We start from the raw sequence: 21,005 nt of genomic DNA on the forward strand, positions 1-21,005 counted from the left end.
CTGAGGACTCCTGCCATGCCTGATAGCCATCGCGTTTACAGCTACTCCGCCGTTCTGATGGGCTCGCCCATCCTCCTGAAACTCTTCTCCCATGACGAAGCCCTCGCGTCCCGCGTGTTTCGTCTGATCAAACAGTACGAAGATCTGCTCACCGTTAACCGCGCGCACTCGCAGGTGATGGACATTAACCATGCGGCGGGGCAGCATCCGGTCACCGTCAGTCGGCCGGTGTTTGATCTGATCCGCTGTGCAAAAGCGGCAAGCTTGCTCAAGGACAGCGCCTTTAATCTGGCGATCGGTCCGCTGGTGAAGCGCTGGAAGATTGGCTTTCAGGGGGACAGCGTTCCGCCTGCCGATGAAATCGTGTCGCTGCTGGCGATAACCCGGCCCGAGGATGTTCTCCTTGATGAGGCCAGCAGCAGCGTGTTTCTGACCAGAGCGGGGATGGAGATCGATCTGGGGGCGATTGCCAAAGGCTATATCGCCGACTGGGTGCGGGATTACCTGCATAAAGAGGGCGCGGAGCTGGGGCTGATTAACCTCGGCGGCAACATTCAGACGTTAGGCTCGCCGGAAGGGGGCTGGAGCGTCGGGCTGAAAAAACCGTTCGCCGGAGATGCGCTGATCGGCACGATGATCGTTGAGAACGTGTCCGTCGTCACGTCGGGAACGTACGAGCGCTATTTTGAACAAGACGGCAAACGCTATCACCACATTCTTGATCCGCGCACCGGTTACCCGCTCGATAACGAACTGGACAGCGTGACCATCATTTCCAAAGATTCCATCGACGGCGATATCTGGACCACGCTGATGTACGGCATGGGCGTGGAGAAGGGCTGTGCCGCGCTGCGTGCGCGCCCCGACATTGAGGCCATCTTTGTGACCAAAACAAAAGAAGTGGTGTTCTCTTCAGCACACCACTTCCGCTTTACCCTGCTGGATGATACCTACCGCGTTACTGACAGTACTGCTTGAGCAGGCCCGTTTGCTCCGGCTGGAGACGGTAGCGATACACCGGACGCCCGGTGGCGCCGTAGTGAATGCTGGTGAACAGAATATTGATTTGCGCCAGCCAGATCAGGTATTTGCGGCAGGACACGCGGGAAATATTGACCGCGTTTGCCAGATCGTCGGTGGAAAACTCCGTCTCCGGGTGAGCGTCAATCCACTGGCAAATCGTGCGCAGCGTTTGCGGCGTTAACCCTTTCGGCAGCTTTTTGCTGTCCGCCAGTTCCGGCGCCCCGCCGTGGATCAGCCGGTCGACGTCCGCCTGCTCGTAATACTGGTGCGACCCCATCAGGCTGTGCTTGGCCTTCCAGCCGTTCAGCGCCTCTTCAAAGCGCGGGAACTGGAACGGCTTTATCAGATAATCCACCACGCCGTAATGGATGGAGGTCTGGATCGTTGCGGCGTCGGCGGCCGAGGAGATCATGATCACGTCGATTGGGCGGCCGGATGCGCGAATCACGGGCAGCAGATCCAGCCCGTTATCCTGCTGCATATAGACATCCAGCAGCACCAGATCGACGGGCTGGCTGGGGTTATTAATGATGGCCTCGGCCTGGCTTAGCGTGGAGGCGACGCCGCAGCAGCTAAAGCCTTCAACACGGTTGACATACAGACGGTTGAGGTCGGCTACCATGGCGTCATCATCGACAATTAACACATTTATCACGCGATTTTCCTCTCGCTATCCCAGGGGATGTGAACAAAAAATTGGGTAAATACGCCGGGCTCAGACTCGACGGAGATATCGCCGCCAAGGTTCTGAATCTGCTGGCGAGCAAGGAACAGCCCAACGCCGCGGTTTTCACCTTTTGTTGAGAAGCCCTTTGTAAAAATAGACTCCAGCTGAGTGGGATCAATGCCGGGGCCATCGTCGCTGACTTCACAGCTGAGCCAGCCATTCTGATAATGCAGCAGCAGGCCGATCTCGCCCTCCTGCTGTCCTTCCATCGCGTCGAGCGCGTTTTCAATGAGGTTGCCCAGCGCGGTGATCAGCACCGCGACCTGCTCTTCACTTGCGGTATCCGGTATCTGGCTTTCATCCGCCAGCGTCAGGGTGACGCCCGCTTCTTTCGCCCGGTTGATTTTACCCAGCAGGAACCCGGCAACCACCGGGGATTTTACCTTGCTCTGTATCGTACCGATATCCGTCTGGTAATGATGTGCCGTCTGGAGAATGTACTCTTCCAGCTTGTCGTAGCGCTTAATATTCAGCAGGCCGAGTATCACATGCAGTTTATTCATAAACTCGTGGGTGTGGGCGCGCAGGGCATCGACGTAGTTAACCATGCCGTCCAGACGCTGCATCAGCTGGCTGACTTCCGTTTTATCACGGAAGGTGGTGATGGCGCCGATCACCCGATCCTGACTTTTCACGGGGACCATGTTGCACAGCAATAGCCGACCGTTGCAGCTGATCTCCTGATCCTGGCGTGCGACGCCCGTCTTCGAGACGTCACGAAGGCTGGCCAGCAGGGGCGCGCTGGTGTTTTCGGTCTGCTTGCCGGCGGGGAGAAGCAATATTTCTCTGGCGGTCTGATTAATCATCGTCACGCGCCCGTGTATATCAACGGCCAGAACACCCTCGCGAAGCGACTGCAGCATCGCCTGGCGCTGTTCGAACAGGGCGGAGATTTCGTAGGGTTCGAGCCCGAACAGAATGCGCTTCAGAACCCGCACCAGACCCCAAATCGCCATAGAACTCATAAAAATACTGAACAAAATGGTCCAGACGGCGTTTAGCCGCCCGCGAGCGATCTGCTCTTCAACCTTATTCAGGGAGATTCCGACGACCACCACGCCAATCTGCTCGTGCTGCGCGTCGTAGACGGGCGTAAAAACGCGCAGCGCTTCGGCGAGCGCGCCCCGGTTAACCGAAACGTTCTCTTTGCCTTCTAGCGCGGGGGTTAAATCGTCACCGATAAAATGCAGCCCGAGCAGCGCCTCATTCGGATGAGAGTAGCGGATCCCGCGCATATCAGTGACCACGGTGAACAGCAGATCGTTTCGCTTCGTCACCGCCTGGGCGATGGGCTGAATAATGTTCTCCTGCGGTGCCTGCATCAGGCCGCGCTGGATCTCGGGGCTGTCGGCGAGGGTGCGGGCAATGCCGAGCGCGGTGTCTTTGACATCATCGCGCGTTGCGCGGGTGATCTGCACCGAATAGAGCGCAAAAACCACCAGCAGAACTGAACCGATAATCGCGCACACCATCAGCGTGACCAGCGTATTGAGTTTCATGGGGCGCTTGCGCGTCGGAAGGAAAGGCTGCAAATCGCTCATCAATACTCCGCGATGATTAAGTAAGAGGGTAATTATCGCCGATGACGCACTTTTCTTAAAGCCATGTAAAAGCGTGGATTTGGTCCTCTTTTCGTGACCCTCCTCGCAGGTCATCTATATAAAACACTTTATAGTGTGTGGGTACTCATAATAAGGAGGCTGTTTATGAGCATTATGCTTACCGGTTCGGTCAAGGAAAGACGGCACGCCAGCACGATGAATATCGATAGATTGTCCACGCTGGACATGCTGAAAGTCATTCACCAGGATGATGCACTCATTTCTGCTGCTATCACCCCTTGCTTACAGACGATTGCCCGTGCGGTGGATAACGCTGCCGCGACCCTCAATCACGGTGGTCGCCTGGTCATTGTCGGGGCGGGGCCGTCTGGCCGCGTCGCGCAACAGGTTGCCGATGACTATGCGCCGGGCAAAACCCCTGTGATGGCCGTAACGGCACAAGAGGGGGAAGGGAGCTACGAGCGCGGCGTTTCCGACCTGCAGGCCATTAAATTTGGTGAACACGATATGATGCTGGCCGTGACCGTCAGCGGAAAAACGCCGTGGGTCTGGGGAGCGATGCGGCATGCATGGTCGCTGGGTTCGCCGGTCGCCGTGATTACCGGTGATGCGCAAAGTGAAGCCGCGCAGCTGGCGAGTATGGTTATAGCCCCCGAACTGGGTGCCGATGTGGTGGCCGGCTATCTCAACACCAAAGCGGGGATCGCGCAAAAAATGATCCTCTCGATGATCGCTACCGGGCTGGCCGTTAGAACCGGGCGCGTATACAGCAACCTGCGGGTGGATCTTGAGGCAAGCAACACCAAATGGGCCGAACGTCAAATCGCCATTGTAATGGAAGCGGGGGGATGCTCCCGGGCGGAGGCAAAAGCGGCGCTGGAGAGCTGTAACCATCACTGTAAAACAGCGGTATTGATGGTGCTGACAGGGCTGGATGCGTGGAAAGCTCATGAGGTGCTGGCGCAGAATAACGGGTTTATCCGCGTGGCGCTGCAGGAAGCGCCGTAATACGTACCGTTAAGAAATAAAAAAGGCCGCAGATGCGGCCTTTGGTATTTTTAGAGGTTAGAACTGGTAGGTCATGCCCACACCAACGATGTCGTCGGTGGAAATACCGTATGCGTCATACAGCGCTTCATCGTTGTCCAGCATGTTGATTTTGTAATCAACATAAGTGGAGAAGTTTTTGTTGAAGCTGTAGGTCATGCCCAGGTCGATGTAGTTAACCAGATCCTGATTGAATCCTTTACCGTCCAGGTCTTTACCTTTTGAGTAAACCCATGCTAGGGAAGGACGCAGACCGAAGTCGAACTGGTACTGTGCAACCGCTTCAAAGTTCTGAGTCTGGTTGGCGATACCAACGTTGCCGATTGGCGTCATGTTGCGGGTTTCCGCATACATCATCGCCAGGTAAACGCTGTTTGCGTCGTATTTCGCGCCAACGGTCCAGGCTTCAGCTTTTTCGCCACCCGCAAAACCGATGCTTTCTGCGGCTTTGCCGTAGGCAACCTGATCGTTGGTACGGTCAGAAGAAGAGTACGCCGCACCCAGGCTCAGGCCGGACAGATCGCCAGAGAAGTCATAGGAGGTGGACATACCGAAGCCGTCGCCGTTCTGGAAGCGTACGTCTTTATGACCGTTTTTAGTGCCTTCCTGATCTTCGTTAGCGTTTGCACCTTCGTTAGCACCCTGATACTGCAGCGCAAAGTTCAGGCCATCAACCAGACCAAAGAAATCATTATTACGATAGGTCGCAACACCGTTGGTACGGCCAACCATAAAGTTATCAGTCCAGGTGTAGGAATCACCGCCAAATACAGGCAGCATATCGGTCCACGCTTCAACGTCGTACACGACGCCGTAATTACGGCCATAATCAAATGAACCGTATTCGCCAAATTTCAGGCCAGCGTATGCCAGACGGTTAAAGGATTTATCACCCGCGCCTTCGGTATCGTTAGCGTAGGTTTTATATTCCCACTGGCCGTAACCGGTCAGGTCGTTAGTGATCTGGGTTTCGCCTTTGAAACCAATCTGTACATAGGTTTCATCGCCGTCGTCGCCAGGGTTGTCAGAGAAGGTATGACGCGCGTCGACCTTACCGTACAGGTCAACTTTATTGCCGTCTTTGTTGTACATTTCAGCCGCATTTGCTGCGCCTGCCATTAATAACGCGGGTACAAGAATTGCCAGAACTTTTCTTTTCATTATATATTCCCTTTAAAGATAATTTATATGAATATATGTAATTACCCTCCGTAATTACAGGGTTGATACTATTCCAGGAGATGTGATTTAGTTTCAAAAATAAATGTAATAAAATTCGATGAAATATTTCAAATTATTTCTATAAATCTCTTTATTTTTCCGGTGAATTAATTAATTGAATTTATAAGGTGTAATTATTATTAAATATTTCGCATTTCTATTTTTTAATTTATTTAATTTGGCTATGTTATAATTCATCCTCTTTTTAACAACAGGACATGACGATGGAACTGGCCCGGTGGCAGCATGGCTTTGAGCGCTGGCTCAAGGAAAATCATCAGAACGACGATACCGCACATGATATTTCGCATTTTCGACGGGTCTGGATGACGGCGCAAAAAATCATGGTTCACCACGCGGTCGAGCCGCGGGTGATTCTGGCCGCATGCTATTTCCACGATATTGTCAGCCTGCCGAAAAATCATCCCGAACGCAGGCAGTCGTCAAGGCTCGCCGCGCGTAAGACGAGCGACATTCTGCGCCGCGACTTTCCGGACTTTCCGCCAGAGCACATTGCCGCCGTCGCGCACGCGATTGAGGCGCACAGCTTTAGCGCCGAAATCGCGCCGCAGAGTATGGAAGCCAAAATAGTGCAGGACGCTGACCGGCTGGAAGCGTTAGGTGCTATCGGCCTGGCGCGCGTTTTTGCCGTCTCGGGCGCGCTGGGCGTGCCGCTATTTGACGCGGACGATCCCTTTGCCGATGCGCGATCCCTCGACGATAGGGCATTTGCCCTCGACCATTTTCAGACCAAGCTGCTGCGTTTGCCTGATACAATGCAGACGGAAATGGGCCGCGAACTGGCACGTCACAATGCCGATTTCCTGATCCAGTTTATGGCGAAACTCAGCGCCGAATTACACGGCGACTGCCTCGGGCTGGATAGCCAGGTGCTGAGCCGCTTCCGTCGCAGTTTGCGCAACTGAACTGTGGTAATCTGTTCCCAGTCTTTACTCTCCGGTTAAAAGAATGCAGGAAAATCGAGCAGTGAAAGAGCCCGCGCCCGCGCAGGCTGAGAAATCAACGGCAACGGTGCAGGCCTTACTTCGCCAGCTGTTGGATATCTATGATGCTAAAACGCTGGCCAGTCTGCTGGTGGCAAACGGCGAAAGCCACTGGAGCCCGGCGATCCTTAAACGTCTGCTGACCAGCGAGCGAGCAGGGCGTCGCCTGAGTGAAGGCGAGTTTCGTTATCTGCAAAACCTGCTTCCGCGACCTTCTGCCGCGCACCCGAACTATGCCTTCCGGTTTATCGATCTGTTTGCCGGTATCGGCGGTATTCGGCACGGTTTTGAAGCTATCGGCGGACAGTGCGTATTTACCAGCGAGTGGAACAAGCACGCCGTGCGGACCTATAAGGCCAACTGGTACTGCGACCCGCACGAGCATCATTTCAACGCCGATATTCGCGATGTCACCCTGAGCCATAAAAGCGGCGTGAGCGATGAGCAGGCCGCCGAGCATATTCGTCAGACGATCCCCGCGCATGACGTGCTGCTGGCCGGCTTTCCGTGCCAGCCTTTTTCGCTGGCCGGCGTCTCCAAGAAGAATGCCCTCGGACGCGCCCACGGTTTCGCCTGCGATACGCAGGGAACGCTGTTTTTTGACGTGGCGCGCATTATTGACGCCCGTCGTCCAGCCATTTTTGTACTGGAAAACGTCAAAAACTTAAAAAGCCACGACGGCGGGAAAACCTTCCGCATTATCATGCAAACGCTGGATGAGCTGGGTTATGACGTGGCCGATTCAGAGGACATGGGCGCGGACGATCCTAAAATCATTGATGGGAAACATTTCCTGCCCCAGCATCGCGAACGTATCGTGCTGGTGGGCTTCCGCCGCGATCTCAATCTGAAAGGGGATTTCACCCTGCGGGATATTCCTTCTCTGTATCCCGAGCGCCGTCCTACCGTGGCCGCCCTGCTGGAACCGGTCGTCGACGCGAAATTTATCCTGACCCCGGTGCTGTGGAAATACCTCTACCGCTATGCCAAGAAGCATCAGGCGAAAGGCAACGGCTTCGGTTTTGGGATGGTCAACCCGAACGATCCGCACAGCGTCACCCGCACGCTGTCTGCTCGCTACTATAAAGACGGCGCGGAAATCCTGATCGACAGAGGCTGGGACAAAGCGCTGGGCGAAAAAGATTTCGACGATCCGCACAACCAGCGTCATCGCCCACGGCGCTTAACGCCGCGGGAATGCGCCCGGTTGATGGGCTTTGAAACGCCGCAAGGCTACGGTTTCCGCATTCCGGTTTCAGACACCCAGGCGTACCGCCAGTTTGGTAACTCGGTCGTCGTTCCCGCGTTTGCGGCTGTCGCAAAACTGCTGGCTCCGCGCATCAGACAGGCGGTGGCGCTACGCCAGAGTGAGGCCGTCAATGACGGACGTTCACGATAAGGCCACGCGCAGTAAAAACATGCGTGCCATCGGCACGCGTGACACCGCCATTGAAAAGCGCCTGGCCGCGCTGCTGACGCAGGCAGGGTTTGACTTTCGCGTGCAGGATCCCGCCCTGGCGGGGCGTCCCGATTTCGTCCTCGACGCCTGGCAGTGCATCATCTTTACTCACGGCTGCTTCTGGCACCATCACGACTGCTACCTGTTTAAAGTCCCCGCGACGCGCACCGATTTCTGGCTGGATAAGATTGGTAAAAACGTCGAGCGCGACAAACGGGATCTCTCAATGCTTATTGCGCAGGGCTGGCGGGTGCTGATCGTCTGGGAGTGTGCGCTGAGAGGCAGACTAAAGCTGAACGATACCGATCTGCGCGAACGGCTGGAAGAGTGGATCTGCGGCGGCGGTCAGACCGCGCAGATCGACACCCAGGGTATTCACCTGCTTACGGTTTCTCCACCTCACAAGGCGTGACCACCGGTTTTGCCGGCAGCAAATATTTGCCCAGCGTGACCAGCACGACGGCAAACACGATGATCCCTAAAGCAATCCATTCCACAGGCGAGAGCGTTTCTCCTCCCAGTCCTGTCCCGAGCAGCACGGCCACGACCGGGTTAACGTAGGCGTAGCTGGTGGCGACCGCCGGTGAGACGTTGCGGATCAGGAACATATAGGCGTTAATGGCGATGATAGAGCCAAACAGCGCCAGGTAGCCTACCGCGAGAAAGCCCGACAGGTCCGGCAGCGCGGTCAGCTTTTCTCCCGTCAGGGTGGAGGCCAGAAGCAGGACAATCCCCGCGGCGAGCATCTCAATCGCACCGGCCATCATGCCGGTCGGCAGTTCGATACGCGACCCGTAGACGGAGCCGAACGCCCAGCTCATCGAGCCGATCAGGATAATCACCGCGCCCCACGGATTCCCGCTCAGGTTGCCGCCGCTGTTGAGCAGAACAATGCCGGCCAGCCCAATCCCAATCCCCAGCCATTCCAGCTTGCGGGTGCGGATGCCAAAAAGACGGCTGAAGCAGAGGGTAAACAGCGGTACGGTGGCAACGACCACGGCGGCGATCCCGGACGGGACGTTCTGGTGCTCGGCAATCGTCACAAACCCGTTCCCCACTGCCAGCAGCAGCAGGCCGATCAGGGCGGCATTCAGCATCGGGCGCAGCGGGGGAAGCTTATGCCCGCGCAGCATCAGGAAGGCCAGCAGCAGGATACCCGCCGAAAGGAAGCGGATGCCCGCCATCATCAGCGGCGGCCAGCTTTCCACGCCGATGCGAATGACAAAGTAGGTTGAGCCCCAGATGATGTACAGCGAAAAGAGTGCCCCGATGAGCGGTAGTAATTGCCGGAAACGCATAATCCCTCACGACGAAATAAAAAGGTCGCTGATAGTAAACGCGAAAACTATCGCGCTGGCGAGCCCTTTAATTGTGTAGCTGATGTGAATTTTTTGTTGACGTAAGGTGCCTGTTTCCGGGTTTGCGCTTTTGCTCCATACTATTCACTTAATTACCAAAAAATGAAGGATTAAGATTTTGGCAGGAAGTAGCTTATTAACATTGCTGGATGATATAGCCACCCTACTGGACGACATTTCAGTGATGGGGAAACTGGCGGCGAAGAAAACCGCAGGCGTGCTGGGCGATGATTTATCGCTTAACGCGCAGCAGGTGAGTGGGGTGAGGGCAAACCGTGAACTGCCAGTGGTGTGGGGCGTGGCGAAAGGTTCCTTCCTGAATAAGGTGATCCTGGTGCCGCTGGCATTGCTGATCAGCGCCTTTATCCCCTGGGCCATCACGCCGTTACTGATGATCGGTGGGGCATTTCTCTGCTTCGAGGGCGTGGAGAAAGTGCTGCATTCCTTTAGCGCGCGCAAGCAGAGCGATACGCCGGAGGTGCGCCAGCAGCGTCTTGAAGCGCTGGCCGCGCAGGATCCAAAAACCTTCGAGCGCGATAAGGTCAAAGGCGCTATTCGGACCGACTTTATCCTGTCTGCGGAAATCGTCGCGATTACGCTGGGGATTGTCTCTGACGCGCCGCTTCTGAACCAGGTCCTGATCCTCTCCGGCATCGCGATTCTGGTCACCGTGGGCGTGTACGGTCTGGTGGGACTGATCGTCAAGCTGGACGATATTGGCTACTGGCTGGAAGAAAAGTCGAGCGCGGTGGCAAGAGGCATCGGCAAAAGCCTGCTGGTGCTGGCGCCCTGGCTGATGAAGAGCTTGTCGGTGGTGGGCACGCTGGCGATGTTCCTCGTAGGCGGCGGAATTGTGGTTCACGGCATTGCGCCGCTGCACCATGCCATCGAACATTTCTCCTCCACGCAGGGGGCCGTTATCGCGGCGATTCTGCCCACGCTGCTGAACCTGGTGCTGGGCTTTATCATTGGCGCTATCGTCGTTGCGGCGGTGAAGCTGGTTGAGAAAATTCGCGGTACGTCGCACTAATTGTTACCGTCGGCAGGATGCAAAAAGACCATTCCTCGTCTAAATTGAAACAGTTTCACCCTGATACAGGAGGCAGGTATGGTCTTTTTGGTCAGTGATGAAGTTAAGCCTAAAAAGGGCGGCCCACGTATGATCGTCACCGGGTATTCCAGCGGAATGGTGGAATGCCGGTGGCACGATGGCTATAGCATCAAGCGGGAAGCATTCCGTGAAGATGAGCTTCAGCCGGGGGACGGGCAGCACAAACGGGACAAGGCTTAATCACATAACGCCCGGCTTTGCCGGGCGTTTTTATCTCAGGTTTCGGGTATAGAGCAGTAATCAGGGAGTGTGTGTGCAGCGCGATACCTTTGTTGTAAGACAAACTTTTTTGCAATGGCTGCATAAGCGTAGCAATCCGGGGCGGATTGTTAATCTCTGTTTTCTGATCGTTCTGGTGTTTTCCACGCTCCTGACCTGGCGTGAGGTGGTGGTGCTGGAAGAAGCGTACATCTCCAGCCAGCGCAACCATCTGGATACGGTGGCCAGTTCGCTGGACAGGCAGTTACAGAACAGCGTTGACAGGATGCTGTTATTCCGCCAGGGCATGCATGATGCAATCGAGACGCCGCTGGCCTTTGATGTCCTACAGGACGCGGTGTCACGCTTTAACACCGTCCGCATGCTCCCCACCTGGCAGCTCGCCGTTGATAAAAAGCGCACCCTTCCCATCAACGGGGTCTCGGATGCGTTCGTGGATAAAACCACGCTTCTGAATCGGGACGCTGAACGCATCAGTCATGAAATTTCTGCCGCGCTCGAAGTGGGGTATCTGCTCAGGCTGGCGTCATCGAGAGTGCAAACGGAAGCGCGGGTGATCTACGTCTCCCGCGCCGGATTTTTCCTTTCCACGGATACGCCGGATCGGGCGGGTGATATTACCGCCCGCTATTATAATCTGGTCACACAGTCCTGGTTTACCCAGCAGTCAGAGCGTAACAACCGCGCCCGCGCCGTGCGCTGGTTTATCTCCACGCCTTCATCCTGGACCGGGGATGAACGCACGATCACCGCCAGCGTTCCCATCTATTTCGATCATTACTGGTACGGCGTCGTGGCGATGGATTTTACATTAGACACGATGCAGCGTTTGCTGACCGACGCGACGGAAGACCGGACGGAGGGGGAGTATCAGCTGTACGATACTAGGCTTAATATGATTGCCACCTCAGCCCACGCGGGGAGTCCGGTTAACCAGTTTGACGAACGCGAAACGGCGCAGATTGCCCAGGCGATTGAGCATGATACCGGCGGCGGTATCCGCCTCGGGAGCCGGTTTATCACCTGGGAGCGGCTCGATCATTTCGATGGCGTCGTCCTGCGGATCCACACCCTGCACGAAGGGGTGCAGGACGACTTCGGCAGTATCAGCATTGTGCTGGCGCTGCTGTGGGCGCTCTTTACCGCCATGCTGTTGATCTCGTGGCTGGTGATCCGTCGGATGGTGAGTAACATGTATACGCTTCAGCACTCGCTCCAGTGGCAGGCCTGGCACGATCCGCTGACCCGATTGAATAATCGCGGCGCGCTGTTCGACCGCGCAAAATTGCTGGCGGAAACCTGTCGTCAGCAGTCGCTGCTGTTCTCGGTGATTCAGATCGATCTCGACTATTTTAAAAACATCAACGACCGTTTTGGCCATCAGGCCGGTGATAAGGTGCTTTCCCATACGGCAGGCGTGATTGCCAGCGCGTTACGCAAGAATGACGTGGCCGGACGCGTCGGTGGCGAAGAGTTTTGTGTGGTCCTTCCCGGTCTTGGTCTGGAGGAGGCGAGAGGCGTCGCCGAACGCATTCGTTGCCGAATCAACAGTAAGGAGATCCTGGTGAAGAAGAGCACAACCCTGCGCATCAGCGCGTCACTGGGCGTCAGCAGCGCGGATGAAACGGGCAATTACGATTTTGAACAGCTGCAGTCCGTGGCGGACGCCCGGCTGTATCAGGCCAAGCAGAGCGGGCGTAACCGGGTCGTGTGGCGGGATCAGGACAGGAAATGATCCAGCCCCTCCTGCCAGCCCGCAGGCCCGGGCTGTTGGGTGTGATAGACCCGCGCGGGGTTATCGTCCCGTAGCGTGATGCCCTGGCGGTTAATCCCCTTGATCACCACCGCGAAGTCCATGCTGTCGAGCAGCGGCGCATCGTTGGGACCGTCGCCGAGCCCTAGCGTGGTGGGGTCTATGTCTTCCTGCTCGCGATACCGTTCAATCAGCCAGTTAACCGCCACGTCTTTACCGCAGCGGGCGTCCAGAATATGCCAGAAGCGCGCCCCCTGCAGGCATTGCAGGCCGCTGTGCGCCAGTTCCTCTTCAAACTGAAGCAAGTTCTCGTCGGTATCGCGCCAGATCAGCGTGACGGAGGCTTCGTGCTTGCGGGCAAGCATCGAACGGTAGCGCGTCAGTCCGGTCCACTCGCTAATAACGTGCTCATCCACATCGTCAAAGGTGGTGAATTTAAAGCCCGTCTGCAGGCGAATCTGCTCGATCCGCGGACGAATATCCCGGTGCGTCATCCCTCTAATCTGACGCTGGATATTGTCCCAGCGCACGTCAGGCTGAATCACCGCGCCGTTCTCGGCAATAAACGGCAGGCCTTCCAGCCCCAGATCCTGCTGAATATCAAGCATCTCTGCCGCGGTTTTGCTGCTGCAGAGAATGATCGGAATCTGGTTATCCTGCAGCCTGTCCAGCCAGGGCATGGCGGGTTGCCAGTCATAGGTATGAATATCCAGCAACGAGCCATCCAGGTCGGAAAAAATCAGCAAGGTATCCCGCAGTGAAGGCATAGTGACTCCCGGTGACGGATGCGTTTCTCTCTAAGAAAATTCCTAAAAAAAATCCGAATTGTTAACCGGAGAAATGAGAGTATTCCCTTGCAAACCCGCATTCGGCGTATGTTATTGCTCATAACCAAAAGCATTATGTTAAAAATATTATATTCATCCTAAGAATATATGCTTGTCAGACAAATTCGTTGGGGATAGTGTGGCATGTACATCAGATTTCCTGGTGTAACGAATTTTCAAGTGCTTCTTGCATAAGCAAGTTTTGATCCCGGTCATCCCCATGACCGGGATTTTTTTCGCCCTAACGATTGGCTTCCGACACGCTAAAGTCGTGAATATCGAGCTCGAAGGCCTCGGCCAGCTCGCGATAGGTGTGATAATCCCTTCCGTTGACAATGACGCGGTCCGAATTGTCGTCCGTGCGGCGGACTTCTGACTCGCTGATCTCATTGATGGCGGCCAGCAGGGCATCGACATCCACCTCGACTTCGCGCTTGATGGTATCGCTGTACTCTTTATCGGTCTTCATTGCGGGACTCCTCTCTCAACCTGCAAACGTGTCCAGGGTTAAGTATAGCCTGTGCATAAAAACGCCATTCACGCCGGGCGGCGATGTGCGTTTTTGCGTTTTGTTCTACACTGGCTCAAAACCAGAGGAGGAATGTATGAAGGTCAACGATCGGGTAACCGTTAAAACGGACGGTGGGCCGCGCCGCCCGGGTGTGGTGCTGGCAATTGAAGAGTTTAGCGAAGGTACAATGTACCTGGTATCACTGGAAGACTACCCGCTCGGCATTTGGTTTTTTAACGAACTGGGGCATCCGGACGGGATTTTTGTAGAGAAAGCAGACTAGCACGGCGTCGGGTAGCACATTGCGTGCCCGACACCCGCTGTAAAAGCAAAAATCTCTGGCCAGGCCAGAGATCAAAGGTAGGGTGCACAGGGTCTTTTCTTAAGCGACTAACGCATGTTGACGAAAATCCCGTTCGTCACATTATCGGTCAGGCGTACCACGTGGTAGATCACTTGCTTATTATGCGTTTTAATTTTCCGTTTAATATTTCCTTTGTGTGATGAAACGGTTTTCGCTTTAATATTCATCTGGTCGGAGATCTGAATAGTTCCTTGTCCCGCCATCCACATTCGCAGCATACTTGATTCAGTCCTGCTTAATGATAGGGTGGGTAAGTTAACCGCTCCTACATTTTTAACTTCTTTATTCAAATAATCACCCAAAATGTCATCCAGCGACTCGGGTTTAATCGATTTAGAACTGATCAATAAATTTTTACGGACCAACAAATACTCATCGAAATGGATATTCGCGATCGCCATAAAAACAATAAACAGGGTTTTTGGATGCTGATTAATGATTTGCTTAATGTGCTGACTGTTGGCTGGATCGTGAATGAAACAGTCCTCATTAATAAACACCACGCCTGGTTTTAGTTCGTCACAAGCGGCTGCGAGTTCGTCAACGGTGTGTGCATCGTTGATGTCTCTCTTTCTTACCCCTCTGCTTGCCAGGTACCCGGTTAACCCTAGCCGGGTGTAGCTGCATAAATCCATAATGATCGTTGACATGGCATACCCTCACTCAATGCGTAACGATAATTCACCATCTGCCTGAGAGCTCAAAACAGCCATACGGGATGGAAAAAAATAATAAACCTGTGAGCATGACAAAGACTTTCAGGCGGACTCACTATCCCGTAAAGTTACGTATAATTTGCCAGGAATCTTCTTAAAGTAAAGTAAATATTAAGTATTGTGAGGTGGTTAGAAACAATTAAACCGCGTCAGATATATCCTGGAAGATGTTTTTCGCGTTTTATTTTAGGAATATCCTCAGAAAGACAGTAACAACAGTGCGGGCTATTATTTACGTGGCAGTTCGCTGACAATATCCGCTAACAGGTTGAATATCTCGCCGAATAAATGTTCACAGAAGGGAGCGATAAGTGGCATCAGTAATGACATTAATAAAATTCCGACCGTCAGCGTCAGCGGAAAACCAATGACAAACACCGAAAGCTGCGGTGCCATTCGGTTGAGTAAACCTAACGCCAGGTTGACGGTCAGCAGCAGGGTGATGATCGGCAGCGCCAGCATCAGCCCGTTGAGGAAGATCAGCCCCGCCGCGCGGGTGAGCGCCAGAAACGCATTGCTGTTCACCGGATTTTCGCCAATCGGCAGCGTATGGAACGTGTCCACCAGCATGGAGATAAGCCACAGATGGCCGTTGAACGACAGGAACAGCAGCATGGCGAGCAGATCGATAATGCGCGCCAGCACGGGCATGTTGAGATGACTGCCAGGGTCAACAAACGTGGCGAACGATAGCCCCATCTGCAGGCCAATCAGTTCCCCCGCGGTACGCACCGCGGCAAAGGCGAGCTGCATGGTAAAGCCAACGGCGACGCCAATCATCACCTGCTGCAGGGCCACCCATACCGCATTCGCCGAGAAGATCGGAATATCCACCGGCGGAAGAGACGGGGCGACGATAATGGAGATGATGATGCCCAGCCCCACTTTGACACGCTTGGGGATCGATTTCTCGCTGAGAATGGGGGCGGTGGAGATCAGCGCCATGATGCGCAGCATCGGCCAGAAATAGACGCCGAGCCACTGAACCCACTGGTCGCTGGTGAAGTGCAGCATCGTCAGGTCAGCCGATGATGTACGGCAGGTTGGTAAACAGGTTGCGCATATAGTCCAGCAGCAGGTTCAGCATCCACGGCCCGGCCACGATAATCGCCACGAACACGGCGATGATTTTCGGGATGAATGACAGCGTCATTTCGTTAATCTGCGTGGCGGCCTGGAGAATACTGATAATCAGACCGGTAACCAGCGCGACAAGCAGCAGCGGCGCGGCAACGGCAATCGCGATTTTCATCGCCTCCGTGCCCATCATCATGACCGATTCGGGTGTCATTGCCGTTCCTTAACTGTAGAAACTCTGCGCCAGCGAGCTGACCAGCAGCTGCCAGCCGTCGACCAGTACAAAGAGCATGATCTTAAAGGGCAGGGCGATGGTCGCGGGCGGCACCATCATCATCCCGAGCGCCATCAGGACGCTGGCGATCACCAGGTCGATAATCAGGAACGGAATAAAGATGGTAAAGCCAATCTGGAATGCGGTTTTCAGCTCGCTGGTCACATAGGCGGGCAGCAGAATACGCATGGGTACCGCTTCCGGTCCCTGCAGTTCGCCGGTGTTGGACAGGCGGGCAAAGAGGGCCAGATCGGCTTCACGCGTCTGGCGCAGCATAAATTCCCGCAGCGGCTGCGCGCCTTTATCCAGCGCCTCCTGCATGGAGATTTTATCTTCGCTGAACGGCTGGTAGGCGTCGGTGTAAATCTTATCGATCACCGGCGACATAATGAAAAAGGTCAAAAACAGCGCCAGCCCGAGCAGAACCTGGTTTGGCGGAGCGGAAGGGGTGCCGAGCGCGTTTCGCAGCAGACCAAAAACGATGATGATGCGGGTGAAGCTGGTCATCATCAGCAGGATAGCCGGAATAAACGTCAGCGAGGTGATGAACACCAGCGTCTGAACCGGAAGCGACCAGCTTTGGCCGCCGCCCGCGAGCGGGGTAGAAACCAGACCGGGCAGTTGCGCATAGACCGCGGGAGCAAACAGGCCAACGCCCGCAAGCGTCAGGGATAACAAACGGCGCATCAGGATCTCCCGGAACGCTTAAGCAAACTCTTCATCACGGACTGGAAATCCGCAGGGGCCTCTGCACGCTCGTCCACCACAACAGGGGCGGGCGGCAGTATATGTAACACGCTGATGTTTGACGCCGTGACGCCCAGGACCAGGCGCGCATCGTCCACCTCGACGATGACCACGCGTTCACGCGGCCCCAGCGTGGTGCTGGCGCTGACCTTCAGCCCGCGGGCACCGGCGGTTTTCCCCGCCAGGCCAAAGCGCTTCGCCAGCCAGGCGGCGATAAGAATAAAGGCAATAATACCGAACAACGCCCCGCTCACCTGGAGCAGAGGCGAGCCGGGAACGGCAGAAGGTTGCGATACTGTTGCCTGGGTTTTCATGCTTAACGGCTCAGACGACGCATACGTTCAGACGGGGTAATGATGTCGGTGATGCGTACGCCGTATTTATCGGCCACCACCACCACTTCACCCTGAGCAATCAGATAGCCGTTGATCAGGATATCCAGCGGCTCGCCGGCCAGACCGTCAAGGGCTACTACGGAGCCCTGCGTCAGGCGCAGCAGCTCTTTAATGGTCATGCGGGTGCGTCCCAGCTCAACGGTCAGCTTAACCGGGATATCCATAATCAGGTCGATATCCTGCAGCGTGCCGCTGACGTCACCGCCGCCAAGCTGCTGGAATACGGCATCCGCTGCGCTTTTGGCCGGGGTCGCTTTTTGCTCGTTTAACGCGTCAGCCCACAGATCGTCCAGTGCTCCGCTGTTTTCATCGGACGGATTGTTCATGTCACTCATTTGGGCTGTTCCTCATTCAGCGAATTCAAAATCGGGTTGATCAAGTGCTCAACGCGTAACGCATACTGACCGTTAATCGTGCCGTACTGGCTTGTCAGCACGGGGACACCATCCACATGGGCAATAATGCGGTCGGGTTTTTCTATCGGCAAAACATCACCGGGTTGTAATTTCAGGATCTGAGATAACCGCAGCGGGATATCGGCGAAGCTCGCCACCAGCTCAAGCTGCGAATGCTGGACCTGGCGGACCAGGTTTTCACGCCAGTTCTGGTCTTCGTTGCGGGAGTTCTCCAGCGGCGGGTTAACCAGCAGCTCGCGTAGCGGTTCGATCATGCTGAACGGCAGGCAGATGTTGAACTCGCCGGTCAGGTTACCGATCTCCACGTGGAACGGCGTGTTCACGACGATATCGTTCGGGGAGGTAGTGATGTTGGTAAATTTCACCTGCATCTCAGAACGGACGTACTCCACTTCCAGCGGGTTAATCGCTTTCCACGCGTCGCTGTAGGATTCCAGCGCCAGCTTCAGCATGCGGTTAATGACGCGCTGTTCGGTGTGGGTGAATTCGCGACCTTCTACTTTGGTCGGGAAACGCCCGTCGCCGCCGAACAGGTTATCCACCGCGATGAACACCAGGCTTGGCGAAAACACCACCAGACCGGTGCCGCGCAGCGGTTTCAGATGAATCAGGTTAAGGTTGGTTGGCACCGGCAGGTTGCGGGCAAACTCGTGATACGGCTGAATGCGGATCGCACCGACCGTAATATCCGGGCTACGACGCAGCAGGTTAAACAGCCCCATACGGAACTGACGTGCAAAACGTTCGTTAATGATCTCCAGCGCCTGCAGACGTTCACGTACCACGCGACGCTGGGTATTCGGGTCATAGGGACGAATATCGCTATCGCCGCCAATACCCGGTTGCGGATCATCACTTTTATCGCTGTCGCCGTTGAGCAGCGCATCGATTTCTGCCTGAGAAAGAATACTGTCGCCCATGTCGTTACCGCAGAATGAAGGCTGTATACAGAACGTCAGTGACTTCCTGCTTAGGTTGGCCGTTTACCAGCGGGGTCGCCAGCGTTTGTTTAATGGCGTCGACCAGCTTTTGCTTACCCACATCGGTGGCCAGCGCCGAAGCGTCCTGACGAGAGAACAGCAGCAGAAGGCGGCTACGCACCTCCGGAAGATAATCATTCAGACGCGCGCGCGTGGCTTCATCCTTCAGGCGCAGCGTAATACCGACATACAGCACACGATCCGCGTCACCGAGGTTCACGGTGAAGGTGTCCAGAGGGAAAAATACCGGCGCCGGCGGTGGTGCAGGTTCGGCTTTGGCCGCAGCGGTCGAAGGTTCCTGCTGCATACGCCAGTAACTATAGCCCGCGGTAGCGCAGGCGGCGAGCGTGATCAACACCAGCAGCGGGATCCAGATGGAACGCTTACTTTTTTTGGTGATAGCGGAGTCAGTCATCTGATACGAGCTTCCTGTTTCGGTACAGCTTAATAAGGTGATTATCCCGTGTCCTGCTGTCGTCAAAGCGTGGAAAAGACGGGGATAATCACGCTACCTCTGGCGTTTAGGCGAAGATGTCTACGGCACTGTTACCGCGCGCGGCGGATTGCAGAGCGGCAGGGACAGGCAGTAACTCATCGCTCTCGTCATTAAAGCCGCCGGTGTTGCCGGAACGCGAAGCCTGGTGCTGCTGCTGGGATGAGGACTGCTGCTGCCCGGCAAAGCTCTCGCTGCTGACGCTGCTTTGCGCAAGCTGAATGCCGTTCTCCGCCAGTGAGGTTCGCAGGACCGGCAGCGCGGCTTCCAGCGCCGCACGGACATGGCTGTGCGCAGAAACCATCTGCAGCTGTGCCTGGTTATCATCCAGCTTAAGCGAAATTTGCACCTGACCCAGATCTTCCGGGTGCAGACGCAGCTCGGCTGTCTGCTGGCCCTGTTTAGTGAACAGGGTGATGTGCTGGCTCAGGGACTGCTGCCATTCATGCGTACCCAGAGGCTGGCTTAACACCGGCGCGGTGGCGACGGTGGCGGCCGTCTGACTGGTCGCATGGCTGGACATAATCGGTGCCAGGGTTGCCGTCGGTGAGGCTGAGGAGGAGGAACTGGCAAGCTCCTGCTTCTCTGCCGTTGCGGCCACGGCCGGCGTGGCCGGCGCGTTACCCGACAGGGCCGGGTCGCTGTTTTTCGCCTGGCTCTGATAAGGCGCAGCACTCTGGGCTTTATCATAGCTTCCCGGAAGCGCGTTCAGGGACGGTTGGCCCGCGCCGTTTTGCGTCAGCGCCGCTGAACTCAGCGTTGCGGTGGCGGGCACACCGTCACTGCCTGCCGCACGTGAGGTGCTGGTCTGCTGGTGCGGCAGCATGGCCATCAGCGCGCTTAACCCGGCCAGTTCCTCTTCGCTCAGCTCGCTTTTGCCGTCATCTTTGCTGTTGACCGCATTAAGCGTTTTCAGGGCATCACCCTTTGACAGCGGCACCAGCCCGGATACCAGCGTATCAAGCGACGTAACGGGCGACGTTTCATCGCCATTCAGCGCAGTTTGACGCGAGAGCAGGTCGGCAATTTTGGCCTGCAGGGTGGTATCCCCTTTGGCGTCTTGAGCAACGTGGGACAGCTTGCTGCCGGCGGCTTTCAGGTCAGCCAGAGTCAGGGGCGCATCGTTGCCCTTGCCCGTCGCGTCCGACAGGGCGCCCGCAAGCAGCGCGAGAAAGTCCTGTGCACCGTCGGTGCCTTTTCCTGTCTGCGTACCGCCTGACAGGTCGCTGTCGCTCATCAGCAGTTGTTGCAGTGTGATCATTCCGGTTTCCTCATTGATGCGCGCTGGGCAAACTCATCCATTTTTTTCTGATCCAGGCGGTTTTCCGCCAGGGTCGTTGCCGCAATCTGTCGGTCCTGTAAGGTCTGCCAGGCCTGCAGTCGCTGCTTCTTCTCGCGCCAGAAATTCAGCGCGGTATCGACTTTCTGGGTCCACTGGTGAAGCTGCTGGCGATGCTGATCTATCGCCTTCTCCAGCGTCTGGATAAACTGCTGATAGTTAATCCAGCGCTGGCTTCCAATGCCCTGTGTCATATCGGTATTGAGGTTGGTGCGATATTCATGCTGATAGTCGATTAACATCTTCAACTGTTCTTCAGCCTGCTGGCACCCGCGTCGCATTGCGCCAAGCTGCAATGCGGCATCATCAACTTCTTTTTCAGCCAGATCTTTCAGCGTTGATAACGCGCTGTTTTGCGCCATGACCTTCGCCCTCCACCTGT

The 21,005-nt window shown here is 55.6% G+C and carries 24 protein-coding genes and 1 pseudogene; 9 read left to right on the forward strand and 16 right to left on the reverse strand.

The features are described from left to right. Nucleotides 1-15: 15 nt before the first annotated feature. Nucleotides 16-978: an FAD:protein FMN transferase gene (locus ACOTXF_RS17805; protein WP_234115294.1), complete on the forward strand. Its 963-nt coding sequence runs from the start codon at nt 16-18 to the stop codon at nt 976-978. Here the strand turns inward: ACOTXF_RS17805 and dcuR are convergent. Together dcuR and ACOTXF_RS17815 are read right to left on the reverse strand one after the other, a co-directional pair. Then, the gene (gene dcuR, locus ACOTXF_RS17810) at nt 959-1,678 is read right to left on the reverse strand and encodes a two-component system response regulator DcuR (RefSeq protein ID WP_008500296.1); all 720 of its coding nucleotides are present in this window, start codon (nt 1,676-1,678) and stop codon (nt 959-961) included. The two genes, ACOTXF_RS17805 and dcuR, sit on opposite strands and share 20 nt — an antisense overlap. After that, complete coding sequence (locus ACOTXF_RS17815; protein ID WP_008500297.1) at nt 1,675-3,291, reverse strand: sensor histidine kinase; 1,617 nt, start codon at nt 3,289-3,291, stop codon at nt 1,675-1,677. Before ACOTXF_RS17815 ends, dcuR begins: the two co-directional genes overlap by 4 nt. Nucleotides 3,292-3,456: 165 nt before the next feature. Between ACOTXF_RS17815 and ACOTXF_RS17820 the strand changes: the two genes are divergently transcribed. After that, nucleotides 3,457-4,320, forward strand: coding sequence for an N-acetylmuramic acid 6-phosphate etherase (locus tag ACOTXF_RS17820; RefSeq protein ID WP_234115295.1), 864 nt, complete (start codon nt 3,457-3,459; stop codon nt 4,318-4,320). 57 nt (nt 4,321-4,377) lie between these two features. On the opposite strand, the gene ompC is transcribed toward ACOTXF_RS17820, so the two are convergent. Continuing rightward, nucleotides 4,378-5,520 carry a porin OmpC gene (gene ompC, locus ACOTXF_RS17825; protein ID WP_023325575.1) on the reverse strand — a complete coding sequence of 381 codons (1,143 nt, stop codon included), beginning with the start codon at nt 5,518-5,520 and terminating at the stop codon, nt 4,378-4,380. Between the two features lie 284 nt (nt 5,521-5,804). On the opposite strand from ompC, the gene ACOTXF_RS17830 reads away from it, so the two are divergent. From ACOTXF_RS17830 to ACOTXF_RS17840, 3 genes are all read left to right on the forward strand, one after another. Further along, on the forward strand, nt 5,805-6,506 hold the full coding sequence (locus ACOTXF_RS17830; protein ID WP_059360966.1) for a phosphohydrolase: 702 nt from the start codon (nt 5,805-5,807) through the stop codon (nt 6,504-6,506). Nucleotides 6,507-6,567: 61 nt separating this feature from the next. Continuing rightward, a complete protein-coding gene (locus ACOTXF_RS17835; protein WP_234115303.1) occupies nt 6,568-7,983 on the forward strand; it encodes a DNA cytosine methyltransferase in 1,416 nt (471 codons plus the stop codon). Continuing rightward, on the forward strand, nt 7,964-8,455 hold the full coding sequence (locus ACOTXF_RS17840; RefSeq protein WP_008500303.1) for a very short patch repair endonuclease: 492 nt from the start codon (nt 7,964-7,966) through the stop codon (nt 8,453-8,455). The genes ACOTXF_RS17835 and ACOTXF_RS17840 overlap by 20 nt, the downstream gene beginning before the upstream one ends. Here the strand turns inward: ACOTXF_RS17840 and yedA are convergent. Beyond that, nucleotides 8,427-9,341: a drug/metabolite exporter YedA gene (gene yedA / locus ACOTXF_RS17845; RefSeq protein WP_021241392.1), complete on the reverse strand. Its 915-nt coding sequence runs from the start codon at nt 9,339-9,341 to the stop codon at nt 8,427-8,429. The two genes, ACOTXF_RS17840 and yedA, sit on opposite strands and share 29 nt — an antisense overlap. 178 nt (nt 9,342-9,519) lie before the next feature. Here yedA and ACOTXF_RS17850 point away from each other — a divergent pair, with 178 nt between their 5' ends. The 3 genes from ACOTXF_RS17850 to dgcQ all read left to right on the forward strand — a co-directional run bounded on the left by ACOTXF_RS17850 (nt 9,520) and on the right by dgcQ (nt 12,466). Continuing rightward, nucleotides 9,520-10,431: a DUF808 domain-containing protein gene (locus ACOTXF_RS17850; protein WP_008500306.1), complete on the forward strand. Its 912-nt coding sequence runs from the start codon at nt 9,520-9,522 to the stop codon at nt 10,429-10,431. A 78-nt stretch (nt 10,432-10,509) separates the two neighbouring features. Beyond that, nucleotides 10,510-10,692 carry a YodC family protein gene (locus tag ACOTXF_RS17855; RefSeq protein WP_008500307.1) on the forward strand — a complete coding sequence of 61 codons (183 nt, stop codon included), beginning with the start codon at nt 10,510-10,512 and terminating at the stop codon, nt 10,690-10,692. A gap of 73 nt (nt 10,693-10,765) precedes the next feature. Beyond that, the gene (gene dgcQ, locus ACOTXF_RS17860) at nt 10,766-12,466 is read left to right on the forward strand and encodes a cellulose biosynthesis regulator diguanylate cyclase DgcQ (RefSeq protein ID WP_234115296.1); all 1,701 of its coding nucleotides are present in this window, start codon (nt 10,766-10,768) and stop codon (nt 12,464-12,466) included. Here the strand turns inward: dgcQ and ACOTXF_RS17865 are convergent. Together ACOTXF_RS17865 and yodD are read right to left on the reverse strand one after the other, a co-directional pair. Continuing rightward, nucleotides 12,451-13,251 (reverse strand): mannosyl-3-phosphoglycerate phosphatase-related protein, encoded by an 801-nt coding sequence (locus ACOTXF_RS17865; protein WP_172513595.1) that lies wholly within the window; start codon nt 13,249-13,251, stop codon nt 12,451-12,453. The two genes, dgcQ and ACOTXF_RS17865, sit on opposite strands and share 16 nt — an antisense overlap. 301 nt (nt 13,252-13,552) lie before the next feature. Next, nucleotides 13,553-13,780, reverse strand: coding sequence for a YodD family peroxide/acid resistance protein (gene yodD, locus ACOTXF_RS17870; RefSeq protein WP_013097742.1), 228 nt, complete (start codon nt 13,778-13,780; stop codon nt 13,553-13,555). Between the two features lie 136 nt (nt 13,781-13,916). Here yodD and dsrB point away from each other — a divergent pair, with 136 nt between their 5' ends. Continuing rightward, the gene (gene dsrB / locus ACOTXF_RS17875) at nt 13,917-14,105 is read left to right on the forward strand and encodes a protein DsrB (protein WP_008500312.1); all 189 of its coding nucleotides are present in this window, start codon (nt 13,917-13,919) and stop codon (nt 14,103-14,105) included. Nucleotides 14,106-14,212: 107 nt separating this feature from the next. Here dsrB and rcsA read toward each other — a convergent pair whose 3' ends face one another. From rcsA to fliJ, 10 genes and pseudogenes are all read right to left on the reverse strand, one after another. Then, nucleotides 14,213-14,836, reverse strand: coding sequence for a transcriptional regulator RcsA (gene rcsA / locus ACOTXF_RS17880; RefSeq protein ID WP_008500313.1), 624 nt, complete (start codon nt 14,834-14,836; stop codon nt 14,213-14,215). A gap of 287 nt (nt 14,837-15,123) precedes the next feature. Then, nucleotides 15,124-15,916, reverse strand: a pseudogene (gene fliR, locus ACOTXF_RS17885) (flagellar biosynthetic protein FliR); the annotation flags it as partial. A gap of 7 nt (nt 15,917-15,923) precedes the next feature. Continuing rightward, a complete protein-coding gene (fliQ, locus tag ACOTXF_RS17890; protein ID WP_008500315.1) occupies nt 15,924-16,193 on the reverse strand; it encodes a flagellar biosynthesis protein FliQ in 270 nt (89 codons plus the stop codon). A gap of 9 nt (nt 16,194-16,202) precedes the next feature. Beyond that, nucleotides 16,203-16,940 (reverse strand): flagellar type III secretion system pore protein FliP, encoded by a 738-nt coding sequence (fliP, locus tag ACOTXF_RS17895; protein WP_008500316.1) that lies wholly within the window; start codon nt 16,938-16,940, stop codon nt 16,203-16,205. Continuing rightward, nucleotides 16,940-17,314, reverse strand: coding sequence for a flagellar biosynthetic protein FliO (fliO, locus tag ACOTXF_RS17900; RefSeq protein WP_047747998.1), 375 nt, complete (start codon nt 17,312-17,314; stop codon nt 16,940-16,942). The genes fliP and fliO overlap by 1 nt, the downstream gene beginning before the upstream one ends. 2 nt (nt 17,315-17,316) lie before the next feature. Beyond that, nucleotides 17,317-17,730, reverse strand: a complete 414-nt coding sequence (gene fliN, locus ACOTXF_RS17905) for a flagellar motor switch protein FliN (protein WP_008500318.1) — start codon at nt 17,728-17,730, stop codon at nt 17,317-17,319. Continuing rightward, the gene (gene fliM, locus ACOTXF_RS17910; protein WP_008500320.1) at nt 17,727-18,731 is read right to left on the reverse strand and encodes a flagellar motor switch protein FliM; all 1,005 of its coding nucleotides are present in this window, start codon (nt 18,729-18,731) and stop codon (nt 17,727-17,729) included. The genes fliN and fliM overlap by 4 nt, the downstream gene beginning before the upstream one ends. Nucleotides 18,732-18,735: 4 nt before the next feature. Continuing rightward, entirely contained in the window at nt 18,736-19,206 is a 471-nt protein-coding gene (fliL, locus tag ACOTXF_RS17915; RefSeq protein WP_021241388.1) for a flagellar basal body-associated protein FliL, read from the reverse strand. A 106-nt stretch (nt 19,207-19,312) separates the two neighbouring features. After that, complete coding sequence (gene fliK / locus ACOTXF_RS17920; protein ID WP_059361371.1) at nt 19,313-20,545, reverse strand: flagellar hook length control protein FliK; 1,233 nt, start codon at nt 20,543-20,545, stop codon at nt 19,313-19,315. Beyond that, a complete protein-coding gene (gene fliJ / locus ACOTXF_RS17925; protein ID WP_021241386.1) occupies nt 20,542-20,985 on the reverse strand; it encodes a flagellar export protein FliJ in 444 nt (147 codons plus the stop codon). Before fliJ ends, fliK begins: the two co-directional genes overlap by 4 nt. Nucleotides 20,986-21,005: the final 20 nt, after the last annotated feature.

Origin of the sequence: Enterobacter cloacae complex sp. IR53041, from assembly GCF_049238285.1 — a bacterium.
GTDB classification, from domain to species: domain Bacteria; phylum Pseudomonadota; class Gammaproteobacteria; order Enterobacterales; family Enterobacteriaceae; genus Enterobacter; species Enterobacter roggenkampii.

What these genes read in the sequence shown, in the direction of transcription:
- ACOTXF_RS17805 (WP_234115294.1), top strand. Translation starts at nt 16, where the DNA reads ATGCCTGATAGCCATCGCGTTTACAGCTACTCCGCCGTTCTGATGGGC.
- ACOTXF_RS17815 (WP_008500297.1), bottom strand. Translation starts at nt 3,291, where the DNA reads ATGAGCGATTTGCAGCCTTTCCTTCCGACGCGCAAGCGCCCCATGAAA.
- ACOTXF_RS17820 (WP_234115295.1), top strand. Translation starts at nt 3,457, where the DNA reads ATGAGCATTATGCTTACCGGTTCGGTCAAGGAAAGACGGCACGCCAGC.
- ompC (WP_023325575.1), bottom strand. Translation starts at nt 5,520, where the DNA reads ATGAAAAGAAAAGTTCTGGCAATTCTTGTACCCGCGTTATTAATGGCA.
- ACOTXF_RS17830 (WP_059360966.1), top strand. Translation starts at nt 5,805, where the DNA reads ATGGAACTGGCCCGGTGGCAGCATGGCTTTGAGCGCTGGCTCAAGGAA.
- ACOTXF_RS17840 (WP_008500303.1), top strand. Translation starts at nt 7,964, where the DNA reads ATGACGGACGTTCACGATAAGGCCACGCGCAGTAAAAACATGCGTGCC.
- yedA (WP_021241392.1), bottom strand. Translation starts at nt 9,341, where the DNA reads ATGCGTTTCCGGCAATTACTACCGCTCATCGGGGCACTCTTTTCGCTG.
- ACOTXF_RS17855 (WP_008500307.1), top strand. Translation starts at nt 10,510, where the DNA reads ATGGTCTTTTTGGTCAGTGATGAAGTTAAGCCTAAAAAGGGCGGCCCA.
- ACOTXF_RS17865 (WP_172513595.1), bottom strand. Translation starts at nt 13,251, where the DNA reads ATGCCTTCACTGCGGGATACCTTGCTGATTTTTTCCGACCTGGATGGC.
- yodD (WP_013097742.1), bottom strand. Translation starts at nt 13,780, where the DNA reads ATGAAGACCGATAAAGAGTACAGCGATACCATCAAGCGCGAAGTCGAG.
- dsrB (WP_008500312.1), top strand. Translation starts at nt 13,917, where the DNA reads ATGAAGGTCAACGATCGGGTAACCGTTAAAACGGACGGTGGGCCGCGC.
- rcsA (WP_008500313.1), bottom strand. Translation starts at nt 14,836, where the DNA reads ATGTCAACGATCATTATGGATTTATGCAGCTACACCCGGCTAGGGTTA.
- fliQ (WP_008500315.1), bottom strand. Translation starts at nt 16,193, where the DNA reads ATGACACCCGAATCGGTCATGATGATGGGCACGGAGGCGATGAAAATC.
- fliP (WP_008500316.1), bottom strand. Translation starts at nt 16,940, where the DNA reads ATGCGCCGTTTGTTATCCCTGACGCTTGCGGGCGTTGGCCTGTTTGCT.
- fliO (WP_047747998.1), bottom strand. Translation starts at nt 17,314, where the DNA reads ATGAAAACCCAGGCAACAGTATCGCAACCTTCTGCCGTTCCCGGCTCG.
- fliN (WP_008500318.1), bottom strand. Translation starts at nt 17,730, where the DNA reads ATGAGTGACATGAACAATCCGTCCGATGAAAACAGCGGAGCACTGGAC.
- fliM (WP_008500320.1), bottom strand. Translation starts at nt 18,731, where the DNA reads ATGGGCGACAGTATTCTTTCTCAGGCAGAAATCGATGCGCTGCTCAAC.
- fliL (WP_021241388.1), bottom strand. Translation starts at nt 19,206, where the DNA reads ATGACTGACTCCGCTATCACCAAAAAAAGTAAGCGTTCCATCTGGATC.
- fliK (WP_059361371.1), bottom strand. Translation starts at nt 20,545, where the DNA reads ATGATCACACTGCAACAACTGCTGATGAGCGACAGCGACCTGTCAGGC.
- fliJ (WP_021241386.1), bottom strand. Translation starts at nt 20,985, where the DNA reads ATGGCGCAAAACAGCGCGTTATCAACGCTGAAAGATCTGGCTGAAAAA.